Annotated in this window: 28 protein-coding genes; 25 read left to right on the top strand and 3 right to left on the bottom strand. The window is 68.1% G+C overall.

Features of this window, described 5'->3' with window-relative positions; all coding sequences use genetic code 11:
* Nucleotides 1-14: 14 nt before the first annotated feature.
* The 21 genes from rplN to truA all read left to right on the top strand — a co-directional run bounded on the left by rplN (nt 15) and on the right by truA (nt 12595).
* Nucleotides 15-383: a 50S ribosomal protein L14 gene (gene rplN, locus ACGFNI_RS14195; RefSeq protein WP_003974257.1), complete on the top strand. Its 369-nt coding sequence runs from the start codon at nt 15-17 to the stop codon at nt 381-383.
* A gap of 3 nt (nt 384-386) precedes the next feature.
* On the top strand, nt 387-710 hold the full coding sequence (rplX, locus tag ACGFNI_RS14190; protein ID WP_393683611.1) for a 50S ribosomal protein L24: 324 nt from the start codon (nt 387-389) through the stop codon (nt 708-710).
* Nucleotides 710-1270 (top strand): 50S ribosomal protein L5, encoded by a 561-nt coding sequence (gene rplE / locus ACGFNI_RS14185; RefSeq protein WP_227046488.1) that lies wholly within the window; start codon nt 710-712, stop codon nt 1268-1270. The genes rplX and rplE overlap by 1 nt, the downstream gene beginning before the upstream one ends.
* Before the next feature lie 2 nt (nt 1271-1272).
* The gene (locus ACGFNI_RS14180) at nt 1273-1458 is read left to right on the top strand and encodes a type Z 30S ribosomal protein S14 (RefSeq protein ID WP_004571834.1); all 186 of its coding nucleotides are present in this window, start codon (nt 1273-1275) and stop codon (nt 1456-1458) included.
* 240 nt (nt 1459-1698) lie between these two features.
* The gene (gene rpsH, locus ACGFNI_RS14175; RefSeq protein WP_227046489.1) at nt 1699-2097 is read left to right on the top strand and encodes a 30S ribosomal protein S8; all 399 of its coding nucleotides are present in this window, start codon (nt 1699-1701) and stop codon (nt 2095-2097) included.
* A 22-nt stretch (nt 2098-2119) separates the two neighbouring features.
* Nucleotides 2120-2659, top strand: a complete 540-nt coding sequence (gene rplF, locus ACGFNI_RS14170; protein WP_393683608.1) for a 50S ribosomal protein L6 — start codon at nt 2120-2122, stop codon at nt 2657-2659.
* A 3-nt stretch (nt 2660-2662) separates the two neighbouring features.
* A complete protein-coding gene (rplR, locus tag ACGFNI_RS14165) occupies nt 2663-3046 on the top strand; it encodes a 50S ribosomal protein L18 (RefSeq protein WP_227046491.1) in 384 nt (127 codons plus the stop codon).
* A gap of 46 nt (nt 3047-3092) precedes the next feature.
* Nucleotides 3093-3695 (top strand): 30S ribosomal protein S5, encoded by a 603-nt coding sequence (gene rpsE, locus ACGFNI_RS14160; protein WP_088798403.1) that lies wholly within the window; start codon nt 3093-3095, stop codon nt 3693-3695.
* Nucleotides 3695-3877, top strand: a complete 183-nt coding sequence (gene rpmD, locus ACGFNI_RS14155) for a 50S ribosomal protein L30 (RefSeq protein ID WP_393683606.1) — start codon at nt 3695-3697, stop codon at nt 3875-3877. The genes rpsE and rpmD overlap by 1 nt, the downstream gene beginning before the upstream one ends.
* Before the next feature lies 1 nt (nt 3878).
* Nucleotides 3879-4334, top strand: coding sequence for a 50S ribosomal protein L15 (gene rplO / locus ACGFNI_RS14150; protein WP_227046493.1), 456 nt, complete (start codon nt 3879-3881; stop codon nt 4332-4334).
* 229 nt (nt 4335-4563) lie between these two features.
* Nucleotides 4564-5877: a preprotein translocase subunit SecY gene (gene secY / locus ACGFNI_RS14145; protein ID WP_393683603.1), complete on the top strand. Its 1314-nt coding sequence runs from the start codon at nt 4564-4566 to the stop codon at nt 5875-5877.
* Nucleotides 5877-6530, top strand: coding sequence for an adenylate kinase (locus ACGFNI_RS14140; RefSeq protein WP_393683601.1), 654 nt, complete (start codon nt 5877-5879; stop codon nt 6528-6530). Before secY ends, ACGFNI_RS14140 begins: the two co-directional genes overlap by 1 nt.
* 147 nt (nt 6531-6677) lie before the next feature.
* Nucleotides 6678-7520, top strand: coding sequence for a type I methionyl aminopeptidase (gene map, locus ACGFNI_RS14135; protein WP_393683599.1), 843 nt, complete (start codon nt 6678-6680; stop codon nt 7518-7520).
* A 212-nt stretch (nt 7521-7732) separates the two neighbouring features.
* Nucleotides 7733-7954 carry a translation initiation factor IF-1 gene (gene infA / locus ACGFNI_RS14130; protein ID WP_003956442.1) on the top strand — a complete coding sequence of 74 codons (222 nt, stop codon included), beginning with the start codon at nt 7733-7735 and terminating at the stop codon, nt 7952-7954.
* A gap of 59 nt (nt 7955-8013) precedes the next feature.
* Entirely contained in the window at nt 8014-8127 is a 114-nt protein-coding gene (rpmJ, locus tag ACGFNI_RS14125) for a 50S ribosomal protein L36 (protein WP_003956441.1), read from the top strand.
* A 199-nt stretch (nt 8128-8326) separates the two neighbouring features.
* Nucleotides 8327-8707, top strand: a complete 381-nt coding sequence (rpsM, locus tag ACGFNI_RS14120; RefSeq protein ID WP_384594962.1) for a 30S ribosomal protein S13 — start codon at nt 8327-8329, stop codon at nt 8705-8707.
* 96 nt (nt 8708-8803) lie between these two features.
* Nucleotides 8804-9208 carry a 30S ribosomal protein S11 gene (gene rpsK / locus ACGFNI_RS14115; RefSeq protein WP_004571845.1) on the top strand — a complete coding sequence of 135 codons (405 nt, stop codon included), beginning with the start codon at nt 8804-8806 and terminating at the stop codon, nt 9206-9208.
* Between the two features lie 26 nt (nt 9209-9234).
* Nucleotides 9235-9861 (top strand): 30S ribosomal protein S4, encoded by a 627-nt coding sequence (rpsD, locus tag ACGFNI_RS14110; protein WP_393683597.1) that lies wholly within the window; start codon nt 9235-9237, stop codon nt 9859-9861.
* A gap of 107 nt (nt 9862-9968) precedes the next feature.
* On the top strand, nt 9969-10991 hold the full coding sequence (locus ACGFNI_RS14105; RefSeq protein WP_003956430.1) for a DNA-directed RNA polymerase subunit alpha: 1023 nt from the start codon (nt 9969-9971) through the stop codon (nt 10989-10991).
* A gap of 181 nt (nt 10992-11172) precedes the next feature.
* Nucleotides 11173-11664, top strand: coding sequence for a 50S ribosomal protein L17 (gene rplQ, locus ACGFNI_RS14100; RefSeq protein WP_393683595.1), 492 nt, complete (start codon nt 11173-11175; stop codon nt 11662-11664).
* A 79-nt stretch (nt 11665-11743) separates the two neighbouring features.
* Complete coding sequence (truA, locus tag ACGFNI_RS14095; RefSeq protein ID WP_393683593.1) at nt 11744-12595, top strand: tRNA pseudouridine(38-40) synthase TruA; 852 nt, start codon at nt 11744-11746, stop codon at nt 12593-12595.
* Nucleotides 12596-12649: 54 nt separating this feature from the next.
* Here truA and ACGFNI_RS14090 read toward each other — a convergent pair whose 3' ends face one another.
* Nucleotides 12650-13501 (bottom strand): hypothetical protein, encoded by an 852-nt coding sequence (locus ACGFNI_RS14090; protein WP_393683591.1) that lies wholly within the window; start codon nt 13499-13501, stop codon nt 12650-12652.
* Nucleotides 13502-13615: 114 nt separating this feature from the next.
* On the opposite strand from ACGFNI_RS14090, the gene ACGFNI_RS14085 reads away from it, so the two are divergent.
* The 4 genes from ACGFNI_RS14085 (at nt 13616) to glmM (ending at nt 18108) form a co-directional block, all read left to right on the top strand.
* Nucleotides 13616-15244 carry an ABC-F family ATP-binding cassette domain-containing protein gene (locus ACGFNI_RS14085; protein WP_393683589.1) on the top strand — a complete coding sequence of 543 codons (1629 nt, stop codon included), beginning with the start codon at nt 13616-13618 and terminating at the stop codon, nt 15242-15244.
* A gap of 291 nt (nt 15245-15535) precedes the next feature.
* Nucleotides 15536-15979, top strand: a complete 444-nt coding sequence (gene rplM, locus ACGFNI_RS14080; protein ID WP_227046502.1) for a 50S ribosomal protein L13 — start codon at nt 15536-15538, stop codon at nt 15977-15979.
* A gap of 41 nt (nt 15980-16020) precedes the next feature.
* Nucleotides 16021-16539, top strand: a complete 519-nt coding sequence (gene rpsI / locus ACGFNI_RS14075) for a 30S ribosomal protein S9 (protein ID WP_227046503.1) — start codon at nt 16021-16023, stop codon at nt 16537-16539.
* Nucleotides 16540-16701: 162 nt separating this feature from the next.
* Entirely contained in the window at nt 16702-18108 is a 1407-nt protein-coding gene (glmM, locus tag ACGFNI_RS14070; protein WP_393683588.1) for a phosphoglucosamine mutase, read from the top strand.
* Nucleotides 18109-18192: 84 nt separating this feature from the next.
* Here the strand turns inward: glmM and ACGFNI_RS14065 are convergent, their stop codons facing one another.
* Both ACGFNI_RS14065 and ACGFNI_RS14060 read right to left on the bottom strand, forming a co-directional pair.
* Nucleotides 18193-19194: an esterase/lipase family protein gene (locus ACGFNI_RS14065; RefSeq protein ID WP_393683587.1), complete on the bottom strand. Its 1002-nt coding sequence runs from the start codon at nt 19192-19194 to the stop codon at nt 18193-18195.
* A 422-nt stretch (nt 19195-19616) separates the two neighbouring features.
* On the bottom strand, nt 19617-20564 hold the full coding sequence (locus ACGFNI_RS14060) for a DUF389 domain-containing protein (protein ID WP_393683585.1): 948 nt from the start codon (nt 20562-20564) through the stop codon (nt 19617-19619).
* Nucleotides 20565-20587 lie beyond the last annotated feature (23 nt).

Below are 20587 nucleotides of genomic sequence, written 5' to 3'. Positions count from 1 at the left end.
ATCAGGAGATAGACGTGATCCAGCAGGAGTCGCGACTTCGGGTCGCCGACAACACGGGTGCGAAGGAAATTCTCACCATCCGTGTTCTCGGTGGTTCGGGTCGCCGCTACGCGGGCATCGGTGACGTCATTGTCGCCACCGTGAAGGACGCGATCCCCGGTGGCAACGTGAAGAAGGGTGACGTCGTCAAGGCCGTCATCGTTCGCACCGTCAAGGAGCGCCGCCGTCCGGACGGCTCGTACATCCGCTTCGACGAGAACGCGGCCGTCATCCTCAAGAACGATGGCGACCCCCGCGGCACCCGTATCTTCGGCCCCGTGGGCCGTGAGCTGCGCGAGAAGAAGTTCATGAAGATCATCTCGCTCGCGCCGGAGGTGCTGTAACCGATGAAGATCAAGAAGGGCGACCTGGTCCAGGTCATCACCGGTAAGGACAAGGGCAAGCAGGGCAAGGTCATCGCGGCCTTCCCCCGCGAGGACCGTGTCCTGGTCGAGGGTGTCAACCGGGTCAAGAAGCACACCAAGGCCGGCCAGACCGCTCGCGGTTCGCAGACCGGCGGCATCGTCACGACCGAGGCCCCGATCCACATCAGCAACGTTCAGCTGGTCGTGGAGAAGGACGGCAACAAGGTTGTCACCCGCGTCGGTTACCGCTTCGACGATGACGGCAACAAGATCCGCGTTGCCAAGCGGACCGGTGAGGACATCTGATGACTGCCACCACCAACGCGCCGCGCCTCAAGCAGCGCTACCGCGAAGAAATCGCCGGAAAGCTGCGCGACGAGTTCTCGTACGAGAACGTCATGCAGATCCCCGGTCTGACCAAGATCGTGGTCAACATGGGTGTGGGCGACGCCGCCCGCGACTCCAAGCTGATCGACGGTGCCATCAAGGACCTCACCACGATCACCGGCCAGAAGCCGGCCGTCACCAAGGCCCGTAAGTCCATCGCGCAGTTCAAGCTGCGTGAGGGCCAGCCGATCGGTGCCCACGTCACCCTCCGTGGTGACCGCATGTGGGAGTTCCTGGACCGCCTGCTGTCGCTCGCGCTGCCGCGCATCCGCGACTTCCGTGGTCTGTCCCCGAAGCAGTTCGACGGCCGGGGCAACTACACCTTCGGTCTCACGGAGCAGGTCATGTTCCACGAGATCGACCAGGACAAGATCGACCGGGTCCGGGGCATGGACATCACCGTGGTGACGACCGCCCAGAACGACGATGAGGGCCGTGCCCTGCTTCGTCACCTCGGCTTCCCGTTCAAGGAGAACTGACCGTGGCGAAGAAGGCCCTGATTGCTAAGGCGGCCCGCAAGCCGAAGTTCGCTGTGCGCGCGTACACGCGTTGCCAGCGCTGCGGCCGGCCGCACTCCGTCTACCGTAAGTTCGGCCTCTGCCGCGTGTGCCTTCGTGAGATGGCTCACCGTGGCGAGCTGCCGGGCGTGACCAAGAGCTCCTGGTAAACCCCTAGTTGGGTTCACCCGGAAGCTCTCGGTAAGCATCCGGTCGGCAGGCGCCCCGCCCTTTGTCCCGTAGGGTAGAAGGGTTGGGCGCCCCGCCGCCCGAGACCGACCGCGGGCTCGCTGCCCGCATAACGTCGCTTACTACGCCGTAGGTCCCCGCGCCGCACCCGTCCCGACTCTGATCGGGGAGAGGGATGGCGCACATAGGAAACCCCGGCGAGAGAGGCCGAAGGCCAATTCATGACCATGACTGATCCCATCGCAGACATGCTGACCCGTCTGCGTAACGCGAACTCGGCGTACCACGACACCGTCGTGATGCCGCACAGCAAGATCAAGTCGCACATCGCGGAGATCCTCCAGCAGGAGGGCTACATCACCGGCTGGAAGGTCGAGGACGCCGAGGTCGGCAAGAACCTCACCCTCGAGCTGAAGTTCGGCCCGAACCGCGAGCGCTCGATCGCCGGCATCAAGCGGATTTCGAAGCCGGGCCTGCGGGTCTACGCAAAGTCCACCAACCTGCCGAAGGTCCTCGGCGGCCTGGGCGTGGCGATCATCTCCACGTCCCACGGTCTCCTGACCGGTCAGCAGGCCAGCAAGAAGGGCGTGGGTGGGGAAGTCCTCGCCTACGTCTGGTAACCAGGGAACGGAGGAATAGCTAATGTCGCGTATTGGCAAGCTGCCCATCCAGGTTCCCGCTGGTGTGGACGTCACCATCGATGGCCGCACGGTCGCGGTGAAGGGCCCCAAGGGTTCCCTCTCGCACACCGTTGCCGCGCCCATCGAGGTCGCCAAGGGTGAGGACGGCTTCATCACCGTCTCGCGCCCGAACGACGAGCGTCAGAACAAGGCCCTCCACGGCCTGTCCCGCACGCTGGTGGCGAACATGATCACCGGCGTGACCACGGGCTACAGCAAGGCGCTCGAGATCAGCGGTGTCGGCTACCGCGTCCAGGCGAAGGGCTCCAACCTGGAGTTCGCCCTGGGCTACAGCCACCCCATCGTCGTCGAGGCGCCCGAGGGTATCTCCTTCAAGGTCGAGTCCCCGACCAAGCTCAGCGTCGAGGGCATCGACAAGCAGAAGGTCGGCGAGGTTGCGGCGAACATCCGCAAGCTGCGCAAGCCTGACCCGTACAAGGCCAAGGGCGTCAAGTACGCCGGCGAGGTCATCCGCCGCAAGGTCGGAAAGGCTGGTAAGTAAGCCATGGCATACGGTGTGAAGATCGCGAAGGGCAATGCCCGTAAGGGTGCCGCCCTCAAGCGGCGCCACATCCGCATCCGTAAGCGGATTGCGGGTACGCCGGCGCGTCCGCGTCTGGTCGTGACGCGTTCCAACCGCGGCATCACCGCCCAGGTCATCGACGACATCGCGGGCCACACGCTCGCGTCGGCGTCGCACCTGGACGCGTCGATCCGTGGCGGCGAAGGCAGCAAGGGCGACCAGGCCAAGCAGGTCGGTGCCCTGGTCGCTGAGCGCGCCAAGGCCGCCGGCGTCGAGGCCGTCGTGTTCGACCGCGGTGGCAACCAGTACGCCGGGCGCATTGCCGCTCTGGCGGACGCCGCCCGCGAAGCCGGGCTGAAGTTCTAAGCCCCGGTTCCGGAGCTAGCGGACGTAACAGAGAGAGGTAAATCCAATGGCTGGACCCCAGCGCCGCGGAAGCGGTGCCGGTGGCGGCGAGCGGCGGGACCGGAAGGGTCGCGACGGTGGCGCTGCCGCCGAGAAGACCGCATACGTTGAGCGCGTTGTCGCGATCAACCGTGTCGCCAAGGTTGTCAAGGGTGGTCGTCGTTTCAGCTTCACCGCGCTGGTCGTGGTGGGCGACGGTGACGGCACCGTAGGTGTCGGTTACGGCAAGGCCAAGGAAGTTCCGGCTGCCATCGCCAAGGGCGTGGAAGAGGCCAAGAAGAACTTCTTCAAGGTCCCCCGTATCCAGGGCACCATCCCCCACCCCATCCAGGGCGAGAAGGCTGCGGGCGTCGTCCTGCTCAAGCCGGCTTCCCCCGGTACCGGTGTGATCGCCGGTGGCCCGGTGCGCGCCGTTCTGGAGTGCGCGGGCATCCACGATGTCCTGAGCAAGTCGCTCGGTTCGTCGAACCCGATCAACATCGTGCACGCCACGGTGGAGGCCCTCTCGGGACTGCAGCGTCCCGAGGAGATCGCCGCCCGTCGTGGCCTGCCGCTGGAGGACGTTGCTCCCGCAGCCCTGCTGCGTGCGCGTGCCGGGGTGACCGCGTAATGGCGCACCTCAAGATCACGCAGACGAAGTCCTACATCGGCAGCAAGCAGAACCACCGCGACACCCTGCGTTCGCTCGGGCTCAAGCGCCTGAACGACTCGGTTGTCAAGGAGGACCGTCCCGAGTTCCGCGGCATGGTGCACACCGTCCGCCACCTCGTGACGGTTGAGGAGGTCGACTGACATGGCGGAGCAGAACCCGCTGAAGGTCCACAACCTCCGGCCCGCCCCGGGCGCCAAGACCGCCAAGACCCGTGTGGGTCGTGGTGAGGCGTCCAAGGGTAAGACCGCTGGTCGTGGTACCAAGGGCACGAAGGCCCGTTACCAGGTTCCGGAGCGCTTCGAGGGCGGGCAGATGCCCCTCCACATGCGCCTCCCGAAGCTGAAGGGCTTCAAGAACCCCGCCCACAAGCAGTTCCAGGTCGTGAACCTGGAGAAGCTGGCCGCGCTGTACCCGCAGGGTGGCGAGGTCACGGTGGCCGATCTGGTCGCCAAGGGCGCGGTGCGCAAGAACGAGCTCGTCAAGGTGCTCGGCGCCGGCGAGGTCTCCGTGGCACTGCAGGTGACGGTGGACTCCGTCTCCGGCTCCGCCAAGGAGAAGATTGCCGCTGCCGGCGGCACCGTCACCGAACTCATCTGAGTTCGTTGGTTCAACTGACCGGGGATGCCCATCGTTTGGGGCATCCCCGGTTGGTCGTTCCACGGGGGTACGGTCGCCGGTAAGGTGGCTTGCCGGTGCAGTGTTTTCCAGGGGGAGAGCACCGGACCCCCGCCGTACGGCCCCGGTCGTGCGGCGTTTGCCACTTTCTATTCGTCGATCCTCAAGACCGTCACCTCTCGCCCACGAGGCGGGAGGCGCAGGAGGCACCGTGCTCACCGCGTTCGCCCGAGCGTTCAAGACGCCCGACCTGCGCAAGAAGCTGCTGTTCACATTGGGCATCATCGTGCTCTACCGGATCGGTGCGCATATCCCGGTCCCTGGGGTGAACTACGCGAACGTCGAGACCTGCATGAAGCAGGCCGGCGGCAACAGCGGGTTGTTCGCCCTGGTGAACATGTTCAGCGGTGGTGCGCTGCTGCAGATCACGATCTTCGCGCTGGGCATCATGCCGTACATCACGGCGAGCATCATTCTCCAGCTGCTGACCGTGGTCATTCCACGACTGGAGGCCCTCAAGAAAGAGGGGCAGACCGGTCAGGCGAAGATCACCCAGTACACCCGCTATCTGACCGTGGCGCTGGCGATCCTGCAGGGCACCGGCCTGGTGGCCACCGCCCGCAGTGGTGCGCTCTTCCAGAGCTGCCCGGTCGCCAGCGAGATCGTGCCGAGCGACTCCATCTTCACCACCATCACGATGGTCATCACGATGACCGCCGGTACGGCCATGGTCATGTGGCTCGGTGAGCTGGTCACCGACCGCGGTATCGGCAACGGCATGTCCATCCTGATGTTCATCTCGATCGCCGCCGGATTCCCGGGCGCCCTCTGGCAGATCAAGGTCCAGGGCAAGCTGGCCGACGGCTGGATCGAGTTCTTCGCCGTGATTGTCGTGGGTCTGGCCATGGTCGCCCTCGTGGTCTTCGTCGAGCAGGCTCAGCGCCGTATTCCGGTCCAATATGCGAAGCGCATGATCGGTCGCCGTTCCTATGGCGGTACGTCCACGTACATCCCGCTCAAGGTGAACCAGGCGGGTGTGATTCCCGTCATCTTCGCGTCGTCGTTGCTCTACATTCCGGCCCTGGTCGCGCAGTTCAGCGGATCGAAGGCGGCGTGGGCGACGTGGGTTGCCACCAACTTCACCAAGGGCAATCACCCGGTTTACATCGTTACGTACTTCTTGTTGATCGTGTTCTTCGCCTTCTTCTACGTGGCAATCTCCTTCAACCCCGAAGAAGTTGCCGACAACATGAAGAAGTATGGTGGCTTCATCCCGGGCATCCGGGCTGGTCGCCCGACGGCCGAGTACCTCAGCTACGTGCTCAACCGGATCACGTGGCCGGGCTCGCTGTACCTGGGGCTGATCGCACTCGTACCAACAGTGGCGTTGGTGCTGTTCAACGCGAACCAGAACTTCCCGTTCGGCGGGACGAGCATCCTGATCATCGTGGGTGTGGGTCTGGAAACCGTGAAGCAGATCGAGAGCCAGCTTCAGCAGCGCAACTACGAAGGGTTCCTCCGCTGATGCGAATCGTCCTCGTCGGACCTCCGGGGGCCGGTAAGGGTACGCAGGCTGCGTACCTTGCCAAGAACCTCCAGATCCCGCACATCTCCACGGGCGACCTGTTCCGCGCCAACATCAGCCAGGGCACGCCCCTGGGTGTGCAGGCGAAGTCCTACATGGACGCCGGAAACCTGGTGCCGGACGAGGTCACGATCGGCATGGCCGAGGACCGCCTGGAGCAGTCGGACGCGGCCGGGGGTTTCCTGCTGGACGGGTTCCCGCGCAACCTCAAGCAGGCCGAGGCGCTGGACGCTTACCTCAAGGGCAAGGGCATCGCGCTGGACGCGGTGCTCGACCTGGAGGTTCCCGAGGACGAGGTCGTCAAGCGGATCGCCGGGCGGCGCATCTGCCGCAAGGACTCCGCGCACGTCTTCCACGCCGAGTACAGCAAGCCGAAGACCGAGGGCGTCTGCGACGTCTGCGGCGGCGAGCTGTACCAGCGCGACGACGACCACGAGGACACGGTGCGCAAGCGCCTGGAGGTCTACCACTCGGAGACCGAGCCGATCATCGACTACTACAAGTCGCAGGAACTCGTCGTGACGATTCCGGCTCTCGGCAAGGTCGAAGAGGTCACCCAGCGGTCCATGACCGCGCTGGGTCGCGGCGCGTAGGGCCGCACACACACTCCGGTACGGCCGCGTTGCCCGGCGAGGGCGGCGCGGCCGTATCGTGTATGGGGGCGGGCGCGCCCGTCCGGCGGTCGGCCGGGCAAAGGACGCAGATGTCGTCATCGTCGGTTCAGGAAGGCGTTATTCGCCATGGTGGAGATCAAGACCCCGGAGCAGATCGCGAAGATGCGCGAGGCGGGGCTGGTGGTCGCCGCCATTCACGCGGCGACCCGTGAGGCCGCAGTGCCGGGCGCGACGACCAAGGACCTGGACGACGTGTCCCGCAAGGTGCTCGCCGCGCACGGCGCCACCTCCAACTTCCTTGGCTACGGCGGCTTTCCCGCGACGGTCTGCACGTCGGTGAACGACGTCGTGGTGCACGGCATCCCCGACACGGAGACGGTGCTGCGCGACGGCGACATCATCTCCATCGACTGCGGCGCCATCATCGACGGCTGGCACGGCGACGCCGCGTACACCGCGTTCGTCGGCAGCGGTCACTCCGCGGAGCTGGTCGAGCTGAGCCGGGTGACGGAGGAGTCGATGTGGGCCGGCATCGCCGCGGTCAGCAAGGGCAACCGCCTCATGGACATCTCCAAGGCGATCGAGGGCTACATCCGCCGGCAGCCGCGCCCCTCGAACGGCAAGTACGGCATCGTCGAGGACTACGGCGGCCACGGCATCGGCTCGCAGATGCACATGGACCCGCACCTGCTGAACTACGTCGACCGCAAGCGCGGGCGCGGCCCGAAGCTGGTGCCCGGCTTCTGCATCGCGATCGAGCCGATGGTCAACCTCGGCACCGCCAAGACGCATGTGCTCGAGGACGACTGGACGGTCAAGTCGAACGACGGCGGCTGGTCCTCGCACTGGGAGCACTCGGTGGCGCTGACCGAAGAGGGCCCGCTGGTGCTGACCGCGGTGGACGGCGGCAAGGCGAAGCTGGCCGAGCTGGGCATCCAGGCCGCGCCCGACCCGCTCGCGGGCGCCTGATCCGACGCTCGGACCCGCTGCTGGGCCGCGGTGACGGGCCGATGGCGGCGCGGTGGCGTAAGGATCTCCCCGGGTGGGCAATAATCGTGGATTCGTCTTTTCGGTGACGCTGACGTAGACTGACGCGTCGGCTCTCGTGCATCCGTGTGCCCGCTTCTCGGAGCGGTCCACGCAGGAGAGTTGATCAAGGTAGCCGATTCGAAAGGCGAAGCGTGGCCAAGAAGCAAGGTGCCATCGAGATCGAGGGCACCGTGATCGAGTCTCTGCCGAACGCGATGTTCAAGGTAGAGCTCCAGAACGGTCACAAGGTCCTCGCGCACATCAGCGGCAAGATGCGGATGCACTACATCCGTATTCTCCCGGATGACCGGGTCGTGGTGGAGCTCTCTCCGTACGACCTGACGCGTGGCCGGATCGTCTACCGCTACAAGTAGATCTTGTCGCCGCCCCGCTCCCGTGGGGTGACGGCACTGACCCGGAGAACCTCACACCCATGAAGGTCAAGCCGAGCGTCAAGAAGATCTGCGACAAGTGCAAGGTGATCCGCCGTCACGGCCGGGTCATGGTCATCTGCGACAACCTGCGCCACAAGCAGCGCCAGGGCTGACGCACGCCGACCAACCTGCATTTCGCAGTTTTTCGCGCGACGCACGTAAATACGTACATACGCAGACACCCGACCCCCGCATTTCTCGCGTGGGGACGACACCCCCGGCTCGGAGGCCGGGGCCCGGCTCGTAATTCAGCAGAGTCTTACGGGAACGGTGCTGCGGAAGACCTCCGAATAGCCATCAGGAGCCACATCAATGGCACGCCTCGCAGGCGTTGATCTCCCGCGTGAAAAGCGCGTGGAGGTCGCCCTCACCTACGTCTTCGGCATTGGGCGCACGCTGTCGCAGCAGACCCTCGCCGCCACCGGCGTGAACCCGGACACCCGGGTCCGCGACCTGGCCGAGGAAGACCTGATCAAGATCCGCGAGTACGTGGACAACAACCTCAAGACCGAGGGTGACCTCCGTCGCGAGATTCAGGCCGACATCCGCCGCAAGGTCGAGATCGGCTGCTACCAGGGTCTGCGTCACCGTCGTGGCCTTCCGGTCCACGGTCAGCGCACCAGCACGAACGCCCGTACCCGCAAGGGCCCGCGTCGCGCGATTGCCGGCAAGAAGAAGCCGGGCAAGAAGTAGTCCTCAGCAGGACGCACTGTGGCCTCCGGGGGACTTCCCCCTAGGCCCCCCAAGCGGTCTTCGCTGTAGGACCGACCACCTCCACGGGAGTTATGAATGCCTCCGAAGGGCCGTACGGCCGGCGCCAAGAAGGTGCGCCGCAAGGAGAAGAAGAACGTCGCCCACGGGCACGCTCACATCAAGAGCACGTTCAACAACACCATCGTGTCGATCACCGACCCGACCGGCAACGTGATTTCCTGGGCTTCGGCCGGTCACGTGGGCTTCAAGGGTTCGCGTAAGTCGACTCCGTTCGCCGCGCAGATGGCCGCCGAGTCGGCTGCCCGTCGCGCGCAGGAGCACGGCATGCGCAAGGTCGACGTTTTCGTCAAGGGCCCCGGCTCCGGCCGTGAGACCGCGATCCGCTCGCTCCAGGCCACCGGCCTGGAGGTGGGTTCGATCCAGGACGTCACCCCCACTCCGCACAACGGATGCCGGCCGCCCAAGCGTCGCCGCGTCTGACTCGCTGAAGTAGGAGACAAAACAATATGGCGCGTTACACCGGGGCCGACTGCAAGCGTTGCCGTCGGGAGAAGCAGAAGCTCTTCCTCAAGGGGAGCAAGTGCGAGAGCGCAAAGTGCCCGATCGAGATTCGTCCTTACCCCCCGGGTGAGCACGGTCGCGGGCGCACCAAGGACAGCGAATACCTGCTCCAGCTTCGTGAGAAGCAGAAGTGCAGCCGTATTTACGGTGTCCTTGAAAAGCAGTTCGTGAACTACTACAAGGAAGCGAACCAGAAGACCGGCAAGACCGGTGAGAACCTTCTGCGCATCCTTGAGACCCGCCTCGACAACGTGGTCTACCGGGCCGGCTTTGCCAAGTCCCGCGACCACGCCCGTCAGCTGGTGCGTCACGGACACATCACAGTGAACGGCCACAAGACCGACATTCCGTCGGCTCGGGTGTCCGCGAACGACATCATCGAGGTCCGTGAGGGCTCCCGGAACCTGACCCCGTTCGCGGTGGCGCAGGCCGAGGCCGGCGAGAGGACCGTTCCGGCGTGGCTGGAAGCGATCCCGTCGAACCTCCGGATCCTCGTGCACAGCATGCCCGAGCGCCAGGTGATCGACACCCAGGTGCAGGAGCAGCTGATCGTTGAGCTCTACTCCAAGTAAGTAGGGCGACGGGCTCGGGCGGTACAGGCTCTTCGGAGCGGTACCGCCCGTACCCTTGTGTACAGAGGGCGTCAAATAGCGGGCGCCCACGACTGAAGGATGCACACATGCTTATCGCTCAGCGTCCGTCGCTGACCGAAGAGGTCGTCGACGAGTACCGTTCGCGGTTCGTGATCGAGCCCCTGGAGCCGGGCTTCGGTTACACCCTCGGCAACTCCCTGCGTCGCACGCTCCTCTCCTCGATTCCGGGTGCGGCGGTCACGTCCATCCGCATCGACGGCGTCCTGCACGAGTTCACCACCGTGCCGGGTGTCAAGGAGGACGTCACCGACCTCATCCTCAACATCAAGCAGCTGGTCGTGTCCAGCGAGCACGACGAGCCCGTGGTCATGTACCTGCGCAAGCAGGGCCCCGGTCTGGTCACCGCCGCGGACATCGCCCCGCCGGCCGGTGTCGAGGTCCACAACCCCGACCTGGTCCTCGCCACGCTCAACGGCAAGGGCAAGCTGGAGATGGAGCTGACCGTCGAGCGCGGTCGCGGCTACGTCTCCGCCGTCCAGAACAAGCAGGTGGGCCAGGAGATCGGCCGGATTCCGGTCGACTCCATCTACTCGCCGGTGCTCAAGGTCACGTACAAGGTCGAGGCGACCCGTGTCGAGCAGCGCACCGACTTCGACAAGCTGATCGTCGACGTCGAGACCAAGCAGGCCATGCGTCCGCGTGACGCCATGGCGTCGGCCGGTAAGACCCTGGTCGAGCTGTTCGGCCTGGCGCGCGAGCTCAACATCGACGCCGAGGGCATCGACATGGGCCCGTCGCCGACGGACGCCGCCCTGGCCGCCGATCTGGCGCTGCCGATCGAGGAGCTGGAGCTGACGGTCCGCTCCTACAACTGCCTCAAGCGCGAGGGCATCCACTCGGTGGGCGAGCTGGTGGCCCGCTCCGAGGCGGACCTGCTCGACATCCGCAACTTCGGTGCGAAGTCGATCGACGAGGTCAAGGCGAAGCTGGCCGGCATGGGCCTGGCGCTCAAGGACAGCCCGCCCGGATTCGACCCGACCGCCGCCGCCGACGCCTTCGGCGCCGACGACGACGCGGACGCCGGTTTCGTGGAGACCGAACAGTACTGAGTCGGCTGGGGCCGTGGCCTCAGGGGATCGCAATGTCGAGACCGAGCAGTACTGAGTTTGTCCGGCCGGCCCGGGGTGCGTCCCCGGGCCCGGTCGCGTGAAATCTTCCGTGGGGCGCCCGCCTCGTGGGAACTGACACCGGTACCTGATACGGCCGGTGCAGCAATGAAGGAGAAACACCATGCCGAAGCCCGCCAAGGGTGCCCGTCTGGGCGGCAGCGCTGCGCACGAGCGTCTGATGCTGCGCAACCTGGCCACCGCGCTCTTCGAGCACGGCCGCATCACGACGACCGAGGCCAAGGCCCGTCGTCTGCGTCCGTACGCCGAGCGTCTGGTGACCAAGGCGAAGAAGGGCGACCTTCACAACCGCCGCCAGGTCATGCAGCTGATCTCGGACAAGAGCGTCGTGCACACGCTCTTCACCGAGGTTGCCCCGCGGTTCGAGAACCGCCCGGGTGGCTACACCCGCATCACCAAGATCGGTAACCGCCGTGGCGACAACGCTCCCATGGCCGTCATCGAGCTGGTGGAGGCCCTGACCGTGGCCCAGCAGGCCACCGGTGAGGCCGAGGCCGCCACCAAGCGTGCGGTCAAGGAAGACGCGCTGAAGAAGGACGAGGCCGCCGAGGCCAAGGCCGACGAGGCGCCGGCCGAGGAGTCCAAGGACGCCTGAGGCCGCTGAGTCTGCGGACGGGTCCGTTCCCTTCGGGGAGCGGGCCCGTTCCGTTTGCCCGCTCTGAGAGGATCGACGCGTGAGCGATGAGGTGGAGCCCGGGTACGTCCGGGTGCGGCTGGATCTTTCGTACGACGGAAAGGACTTCTCCGGCTGGGCGAAGCAGCGCGAAAGGCGCACCGTCCAGGGGGAGTTGGAGACCGCGCTGCGGACGGTGACCCGTTCGGACGAGACGTTCGAGCTGACCGTCGCCGGGCGGACCGATGCCGGGGTGCACGCGCGCGGGCAGGTGGCCCATGTGGATCTGCCGGAGGCGGTCTGGGCCGAGCACGGCGAGCGGCTGCTGCGCCGGCTGGCCGGGCGGCTGCCGAAGGACGTACGGGTGTGGCGGGCCGCCGAGGCGCCGTACGGTTTCAACGCGCGGTTCTCGGCGATCTGGCGGCGGTACGCGTACCGGGTGACCGATCACCCTGGGGGCGTCGATCCGCTGCTGCGCGGCCATGTGCTGTGGCACGACTGGGAGTTGGACGTCGAGGCGATGAACGCGGCCTCGCAGGCGCTGCTGGGCGAGCACGACTTCGCGGCGTACTGCAAGCGGCGGGAGGGTGCGACGACGATCCGTACGCTCCAGGAGCTGAGCTGGGTGCGGGACGCGGCCGGGGTGCTGACCGGGACGGTGCGGGCCGACGCGTTCTGCCACAACATGGTGCGTTCGCTGGTGGGCGCGCTGCTGTTCGTCGGGGACGGGCACCGGCCGGTGGAGTGGCCGGGGAAGGTGCTGGCCGCGGGGGTGCGGGACTCGGCGGTGCACGTGGTGCGGCCCCACGGGCTGACGCTGGAGGAGGTCGGCTACCCGGCCGACGATCAGCTGATGGCCCGCAACCGCGAGGCGCGCAACAAGCGGACGCTGCCGGGGGCCGGCTGCTGCTGAGGCGGCCGGGGGCGGCGGGGGCCGCCGGTGCGGTGCCGCCCCCGCCCGGCCGGCTCAGGACTGGCCGGCCTGCGCCTCCGCGGCCTTCTCCGCCTGGTCCTTGCCGCGCTGGATGATCCGGGCGAACGCGTAGGACTCGCCGTCCCTGCCGATCTTTATCACCGGGGCTGAGGCGTTCGTGACGCGCTTGCCGTCGAGGTAGCCGGCGATCGTGAAGTAGGCGTAGCGGCCGGTGGCGTTGGTCGTCATCCGGCAGGCCGTGCCGCGGCAGAAGGTCTCGTCGACGCTGCCGCCGGAGAGCGGGGCGAGGTTGTTGGGAGCCTTGTCCTTGACGTGATCGGCGGCTGCGGCGGAGTCGAAGACGGCGACGCCGACGGTGACCGCGACGCCGCTCTTGGCGTACGTGGCGCGCAGCAGCGACGTGCAGCCGCTGTGCTTGAGCAGGGAGCCGAGGGCGCCCTGGGCCGCTTCGGTGCAGTCCTTGGACGCGGCGGTCGCGGTGCGCGGGTAGGTGTGCTCGCCGATCACCATCTTCTTGTCGGGGAAGAGGGTGGCGGGGGTGAAGGGCGCCTTGTCCTTCTGCGGGTCGGTGATGTAGTCCCGCGGGTTCGGCGGCGGCGGGACCGAGACGTCGGAGAAGGACGGGTGCGGCGCGTCCGGTTCGACGGCCGAGCCGGACGCGGAGCCGTGCGCCGTCGGTTTGCCGTCGGAGCCGCCGCTGTTGCTGCTGACCACCGCGGTGGCGACGATGCCCGCCACGACGACGGTGGCCAGGGCGCCGCCGCCGATCAGCAGCCAGCGCTTCCGCTTGGCGCCCGCTTCGCTCTCCTCGGCCAGTGCTTCCCAGTCCGGGGTGGAACCGGATCCCCCGGGGCCGTCGAACGGCCCCCCATGCCCAAAGCTCATGCCGCGCATCTTAGAGGAGCCGGTCCGGGGCGGCGGCTGCCCGGAGGGGCTCCCCGGGCCCGCTCGTACAAACCCGCTTGGGGAATCCGGTGGTGTCCGGTGACAATCCGCTTCATGGGACATGTGGAGGCCGGGCATCTGGAGTACTACCTGCCGGACGGGAGGGTCCTGCTGGGGGACGTCTCCTTCCGGGTGGGGGAGGGCGCATCGGTTGCGTTGGTGGGGGCCAACGGTGCGGGCAAGACGACGCTGCTGCGGCTGATCGCGGGGGAGCTGACGCCGCACGGCGGTGCGGTCACGGTCAGCGGCGGGCTCGGTGTGATGCCGCAGTTCGTCGGCTCGGTGCGGGACGAGCGCACGGTGCGCGACCTGCTGGTGTCGGTGGCCCAGCCGCGGCTGCGCCGGGCGGCTGCCGCGGTGGACGAGGCCGAGCACGCGATCATGACGGTGGACGACGAGGCCGCGCAGATGCGGTACGCGCAGGCGCTCAGCGACTGGGCGGAGGCGCAGGGCTACGAGGCCGAGACGGCCTGGGACATCTGCACCATGGCGGCGCTGGGGATGCCGTACGAGAAGGCGCAGTGGCGGCTGGTGCGCACGCTCTCCGGCGGCGAGCAGAAGCGTCTGGTGCTGGAGTCGCTGCTGCGCGGCAACGACGAGGTGCTGCTGCTGGACGAGCCGGACAACTATCTGGACGTGCCGGGCAAGCGCTGGCTGGAGGAGCGGCTGCGCGAGACGAAGAAGACGGTGCTGTTCGTCAGCCACGACCGGGAGCTGCTGGCACGGGCCGCCGACAAGATCGTCAGCGTCGAGCCGGGGCCCGCGGGGTCGGACGTCTGGGTGCACGGCGGCGGCTTCGCCACGTACCACGAGGCGCGCAAGGAGCGGTTCGCGCGCTTCGAGGAGCTGCGGCGGCGCTGGGACGAGAAGCACGAGCAGCTCAAGAAGCTGGTGCGCAATCTGCGGCAGGCCGCGGAGAACAGCCACGAGCTGGCCTCGCGCTATCACGCGGCGCAGACCCGGCTGCGCAAGTTCGAGGAGCTGGGCCCGCCGCCGGAGCCGCCGCGTGAGCAGGACATCACGATGCGACTGGCGGGCGGCCGGACGGGCGTGCGCGCGATCACCTGTGAGGGCCTGGAGCTGACCGGCCTGATGCGCCCCTTCGACCTGGAGGTCTTCTACGGCGAGCGGGTCGCGGTGCTGGGATCCAACGGCTCGGGCAAGTCGCACTTCCTGCGGCTGCTGGCCGGGGACGCGGAGCATCCCGTCGCGCACACCGGCGCCTGGAAGCTGGGCGCGCGGGTGGTACCCGGGCACTTCGCGCAGACGCACGCCCATCCCGAGCTTCAGGGCCGCACCCTGCTGGACATCCTGTGGACCGAGCACGCCAAGGACCGCGGCAGGGCGATGAGCGCGCTGCGCAGGTACGAGCTGGAACGCCAGGCGGAGCAGCGCTTCGAGCGGCTCTCGGGCGGCCAGCAGGCCCGTTTCCAGATCCTGCTGCTGGCGCTGGCGGGTGCGACCGTGCTGCTGCTGGACGAGCCGACGGACAACCTCGACCTGGAGAGCGCGGAGGCGTTGCAGGAGGGGCTGGAGGCGTACGACGGGACGGTGCTTGCGGTGACGCACGACCGGTGGTTCGCGCGGTCCTTCGACCGGTATCTGGTCTTCGGGTCGGACGGTCTGGTGCGGGAGACGGCGGAGCCGGTGTGGGACGAGCGCCGGGTGGAGCGGGCGCGGTAGGGCGGGTCGCCGGAGTGCCGGGCCCGGCCCGGTGCTCCGGCGCGTTTTGACCCGGCTGGGTGCAGGCCGGTATTCTGCTGGTTCGTTATGCGTATTGGCTTGCTCTATCTCACGTGAGGGGCCCTTACGCCGGCCACCGGGCCGATGAACCAGCGGCGGACGATCGGGTTGCGTCACCCGTAGCGCTGCCAGTGCTGGTGCGATCGACCAGGTGTCCAGTACAGGACCCCGTCCTCCGGACCCTCGCGGGTACGGGGTGACCCCATCACTGAAGAAGCGAAGGCTACGACCGTGCGTACGTTCAGCCCCAAGCCCGGCGATGTCCAGCGCCAGTGGCACATCATTGACGCGCAGGACGTTGTCCTGGGCCGTCTGGCCACCCAGGCCGCGTCCCTCCTGAGGGGCAAGCACAAGCCGGTGTACGCGCCGCACGTTGACATGGGTGACTTCGTCATCATCGTCAACGCCGACAAGGTGCACCTGTCCGGTAACAAGCGGAGCCAGAAGATGGCCTACCGCCACTCGGGTTTCCCGGGTGGTCTGCGGTCCGTCCGCTACGACGAGCTGCTCGACAAGAACCCCGAGAAGGCCGTCGAGAAGGCCATCAAGGGCATGCTCCCCAAGAACACCCTCGGCCGTCAGATGCTCTCGAAGCTGAAGGTCTACGCGGGCGCCGAGCACCCGCACGCTGCGCAGCAGCCGGTCCCGTTCGAGATCACCCAGGTCGCGCAGTAAGTCCGGCCACCCCCTAAGACGAAAAGAATCTGAGGAGCATCGTGGCCGAGACCACTCCCGAGACCCCCGTCATCGAGAACGACGAGGCGGCCGTCGAGGAATACACCACCGAGACCGAGGTCGTGGAGGGTGAGTACACCTCCGAGTCCCTCGCCTCCCGCTTCGGCGACCCGCAGCCGGCTGCCGGCCTGGGCCGTCGCAAGAACGCCATCGCCCGCGTCCGGATCGTTCCGGGCACCGGCCAGTGGAAGATCAACGGTCGCACCCTTGAGGGTTACTTCCCCAACAAGGTGCACCAGCAGGAAGTCAACGAGCCCTTCAAGGTGCTCGAGCTGGACAACCGCTACGACGTCGTGGCGCGCATCTCCGGCGGCGGCATCTCCGGCCAGGCCGGTGCGCTGCGTCTGGGCGTCGCCCGTGCGCTGAACGAGGCGGACGTCGAGAACAACCGTGGCACGCTGAAGAAGGCCGGCTTCCTCAAGCGCGACGACCGTGCGGTCGAGCGCAAGAAGGCCGGTCTGAAGAAGGCCCGCAAGGCGCCGCAGTACAGCAAGCGCTAAGCGCGCTCGCTGCGACATGCAGCACTTGGCGAACGCCCCGGTGGCACTTTCCGTGCTGCCGGGGCGTTCGGCTATCCGGGGCCAGGGACGTATATCTGGACGCCGGGGGCGTATACCTGGATTCCACACGCTGGACCAAGCTCAGACACTCGGAGGACACCAGTGGGACGACTCTTCGGAACGGACGGGGTGCGCGGTGTCGCCAATGCGGATCTGACGGCGGAGCTGGCGCTCGGTCTGTCGGTCGCTGCGGCGCACGTACTCGCAGAGGAGGAGTCGGGGCGAAGCCACGCCCTACAGGGGCGGTGGCCGGGCGACGGGCGGGCTTTCGAGGGGCATCGGCCGGTGGCCGTGGTCGGGCGAGATCCGCGGGCGTCCGGTGAGTTCCTGGAGTCCGCCGTGGTGGCGGGCCTGGCCAGCGCGGGGGTTGACGTGCTGCGGGTGGGCGTGCTGCCGACCCCTGCGGTCGCTTATCTGACCGGGTCGCTCGGCGCGGACCTCGGCGTGATGCTCTCCGCCAGCCACAACCCGATGCCCGACAACGGCATCAAGTTTTTCGCCCGCGGCGGCCACAAGCTCGCTGACGAGCTGGAGGACCGCATCGAGCAGACGTACCGGGGTCACAGCACGGGCGAGCCCTGGGAGCGTCCGACGGGCGCGGGTGTCGGCCGGGTCACCGTCTACGACGAGGGCTTCGACAACTATGTCGCCCATCTGGTGGGTGTTCTCCCCAACCGCCTTGACGGTCTGAAGATCGTCATCGACGGTGCGCACGGCGCGGCGGCGCGGGTCTCGCCCGAGGCGTTCGCGCGGGCCGGCGCGGATATCGTCACCATCGGCACCGACCCGGACGGCCTGAACATCAACGACGGCTGCGGCTCCACCCATCTGGGTCTGCTGCGCGCGGCGGTCGTTGAGCACGGCGCCGACCTGGGTGTGGCGCACGACGGTGACGCGGACCGCTGCCTGGCCGTGGACCGGGCGGGCAACGAGATCGACGGCGACCAGATCCTGGCCGTTCTGGCGCTCGGCATGCGCGATTCCGGTGCGCTGCGCAAGAACACCGTCGTCGGCACGGTCATGTCCAACCTGGGCTTCAAGCTGGCGATGGAGCGCGAGGGCATCGACTTCGTGGCGACCGCGGTCGGCGACCGGTACGTCCTGGAGGCGATGAAGGCGAACGGCTTCGCGCTGGGCGGCGAGCAGTCCGGGCACGTCATCGTGCTGGATCACGCCACCACCGGGGACGGCACGCTGACCGGCCTGATGCTGGCGGCCAGGGTCGCGGCGACCGGACGGCCGCTCGACGAGCTGGCCGGGGTGATGGAGCGGCTGCCGCAGGTGCTGATCAACGTCCCCGACGTCGACAAGTCCCGGGTCGCCACCTCGCCCTCGCTGACCGCGGCGGTCGCCGAGGCGGAGCGTGAGCTGGGCGCGACCGGGCGGGTGCTGCTGCGGCCTTCCGGTACGGAGCCGCTGGTCCGGGTGATGGTCGAGGCCGCCGACATCGAGCAGGCCCGCGCGGTCGCCGAGCGGCTGGCGGACGCGGTGAAGTCGGCGCTGGGCTGACCGGACGCGAGGCGTGTGCCGAAGGGCCTTCCTTCCCCGGCCGGGGAAGGAAGGCCCTTTGTGCTGCCGGGAGTTGACTGCCTGTCAGGTCGTCGGTCCGTAGTTGGTGCAGGCGGGCTTGAAGTCCGGGTCGTCGGGGCCGAGCGCGTTCATGACGTTCTGGAGGGTGGGGCCGTCGAGGAAGAGGCCGACGTGGCCGACCTTGTCGTCGGGGCACTGGTCCTGGAGGAGGACGTTGGTCACGCCTTCGCCGTGCAGGAAGGCGTTGGTGTAGGGCGTGACGACCTTGTCGTGCCGGGTCTGGATGACGGTGTACCGGATACCTGGCACCGTGTCGCCGTCCTTCCACAGGGCGTTCTGGAAGTCCGATCCGGCTTCCTGCTGCTTGAGGGCGGTCAGCCCCGCGAGGTCGAGGAAGCTGTTGGCGAAGCCGAGGGCGTTCATCGACCGGCCGAGGCTGAGCAGGCCGTCGAGGGTGGTGCCGTGGTTGCTCGGTGCGATGCCGACCAGGGCGTGGACCTTCTTGGCGCCGCCGAGACGCTTCAGGTACTGGTTCGGCATCATGCCGCCCTGGGAGTGGCCGACCAGGTCGACCCGTTCGGCGCCGGTGGCGGCGAGCACCTTGTCGACGAAGGTGCCGAGCGACTTGGCCGATGCGCCGATGTCGGCGAGCCCGCCGACCCGGCCCAGCGACAGGTGGTTCATGCCGTAGTTGAGGGTGTAGACGCAGTAGCCCTCGTTGGCGAGCATCGGGGCGAGCGCGACCCAGTTGGCCCCGGAGTTGGCGAAGGTTCCGTGGGTGAGGACCACCGGCCGGGGGTGGCGCGAGGTCGGCTTGCACGTCCAGTCGTTGGCGCCGGCGACGGTGTCCGGGCTGGCGATGAAGTTGTGTACGGCGGTGCCGAGGTCGCCCACGGGGTAGGGCGGTCCGTCGGCGGTGGCGGGCCGCGCCTGCGGGGCCGCGGGGGCGGGTGTGGCCTGGGCGGGTGCGGTGGCGGTGAGGGCGGCGGCGCCCAGGCACAGGGCGGTGCCGGCGGCGCAGAGCCATCGGCGCAGTGGCCGGCGGGGTGCGGGGGGACGGTTCATGGGGCCTCCAGGTGGGGGTGGGCAGGCCGGAGCCTGACGCGTCGGGGAGCCCGACGGACTGCCAACGAGGGGACGCGCCGGAGGGCATGCCGGAGGGGGTGGGGGCAGGCCGGATGGCGGTAGGGGTGCGAGGGGGCCGTGCGTGTGCGGTGCGGGCGGGCCGCCGGGCCCGCGCGGCTCACACGGTCGGGTGTGCGGGGCCGGACGCGGTGGTCGCCGCCGGGTGCCGACGGCCCGTGGGGTCGCCAACTGCCGGGCCGCCGAAGGGACGTGAACGCGCCATAAAACCTGCCTCGCCGTCGACGCGGTGCGATAGGGCTCGTGTTCAGACCGTGTTACCTGACGGTAAGGCCGGCCCGTACCGGTGACAAGACGCGTGCGTCAGGAGAATCACCGAGGGCGGGAGAGTTCCCGGAGTGCCGTCAGGCGGTGCTGCGTTGGCGCTGCCGGCGCTGCTGCCGGGACCACAGCAGCTTCTGCGCGAGCAGCGTGACGACGCCGGCCAGCAGGATGCCGCCGAGGTTGAGCAGCAGCTGTTCGGTGGAGCCGCGGGCCTGGCCGAACCTGCCGTAGCTGAAGGCGACCGCGGCGTTGGCGGCGGCCGGGACGGTGGTCACCGAGATCGCCACGCCGACCAGCGCGCCGGACTTCGACGAGGTCAGCGACAGCACCCCGGCGATACCTGCCAGGACGGCGACGACGAAGGAGAACCAGTCGGGCCGGTAGATGAAGGCGGTGTTCGGGCGCGCGGCGTCGAGGGCCCCGATGTCGAAGAGGTGCACCGCGTCCATGAAGAAGCTGAAGCCGATGGTCACCGTCATCGCCACCGCGAAGCCGACGAGCAGTGCCAGCAGGGAGCGCCAGGCCAGCCGCGGCGCCCGCCGGACCAGCGCGGTGCAGATCCCGGCCACCGGGCCGAACTCAGGGCCCACCGCCATCGCGCCGACGATGAGGATCGCGTTGTCCAGCACCACGCCGCAGGCCGCGATCATCGTGGCGAGGGTGAGGAAGGCGAGGTAGGTAACGGAGAGCGTGGACTCCTCGTGGGTGGCGTCGGTCAGCGATTCCCACAGCACCGCGTCGGCGCCCTCGCCCGGCGCCTCCCGCTCGGCACGGTCGGCGCGTGCGGACAGCGACAGGCCGATGTCCTCGACCGCGATCGAGCCGTCCTCGTCGAGACGGAGGGCGCGCAGCTCCTCCAGCAGCGTGTCGGCGGCCTCCCTGGCCACGTCGCACAGCACCACATCGCCCCGCGGGTCGCGGGCGGCGCCGGTCAGCACGGCGAGATGGGCGGTGCCGACGGTCGTCTCCAGCAGCCGCAGGACGTCGTCGGTGCGGTCCGCTGGGACGATCAGGCGCAGGTGCAGCACGGTTTCTCCGGGGCCGGGCGGAT

This window comes from Streptomyces sp. NPDC048644, from assembly GCF_043199105.1.
Lineage (GTDB): Bacteria > Actinomycetota > Actinomycetes > Streptomycetales > Streptomycetaceae > Streptomyces.
This window is presented reverse-complemented; position numbering and strand designations above follow the sequence as displayed.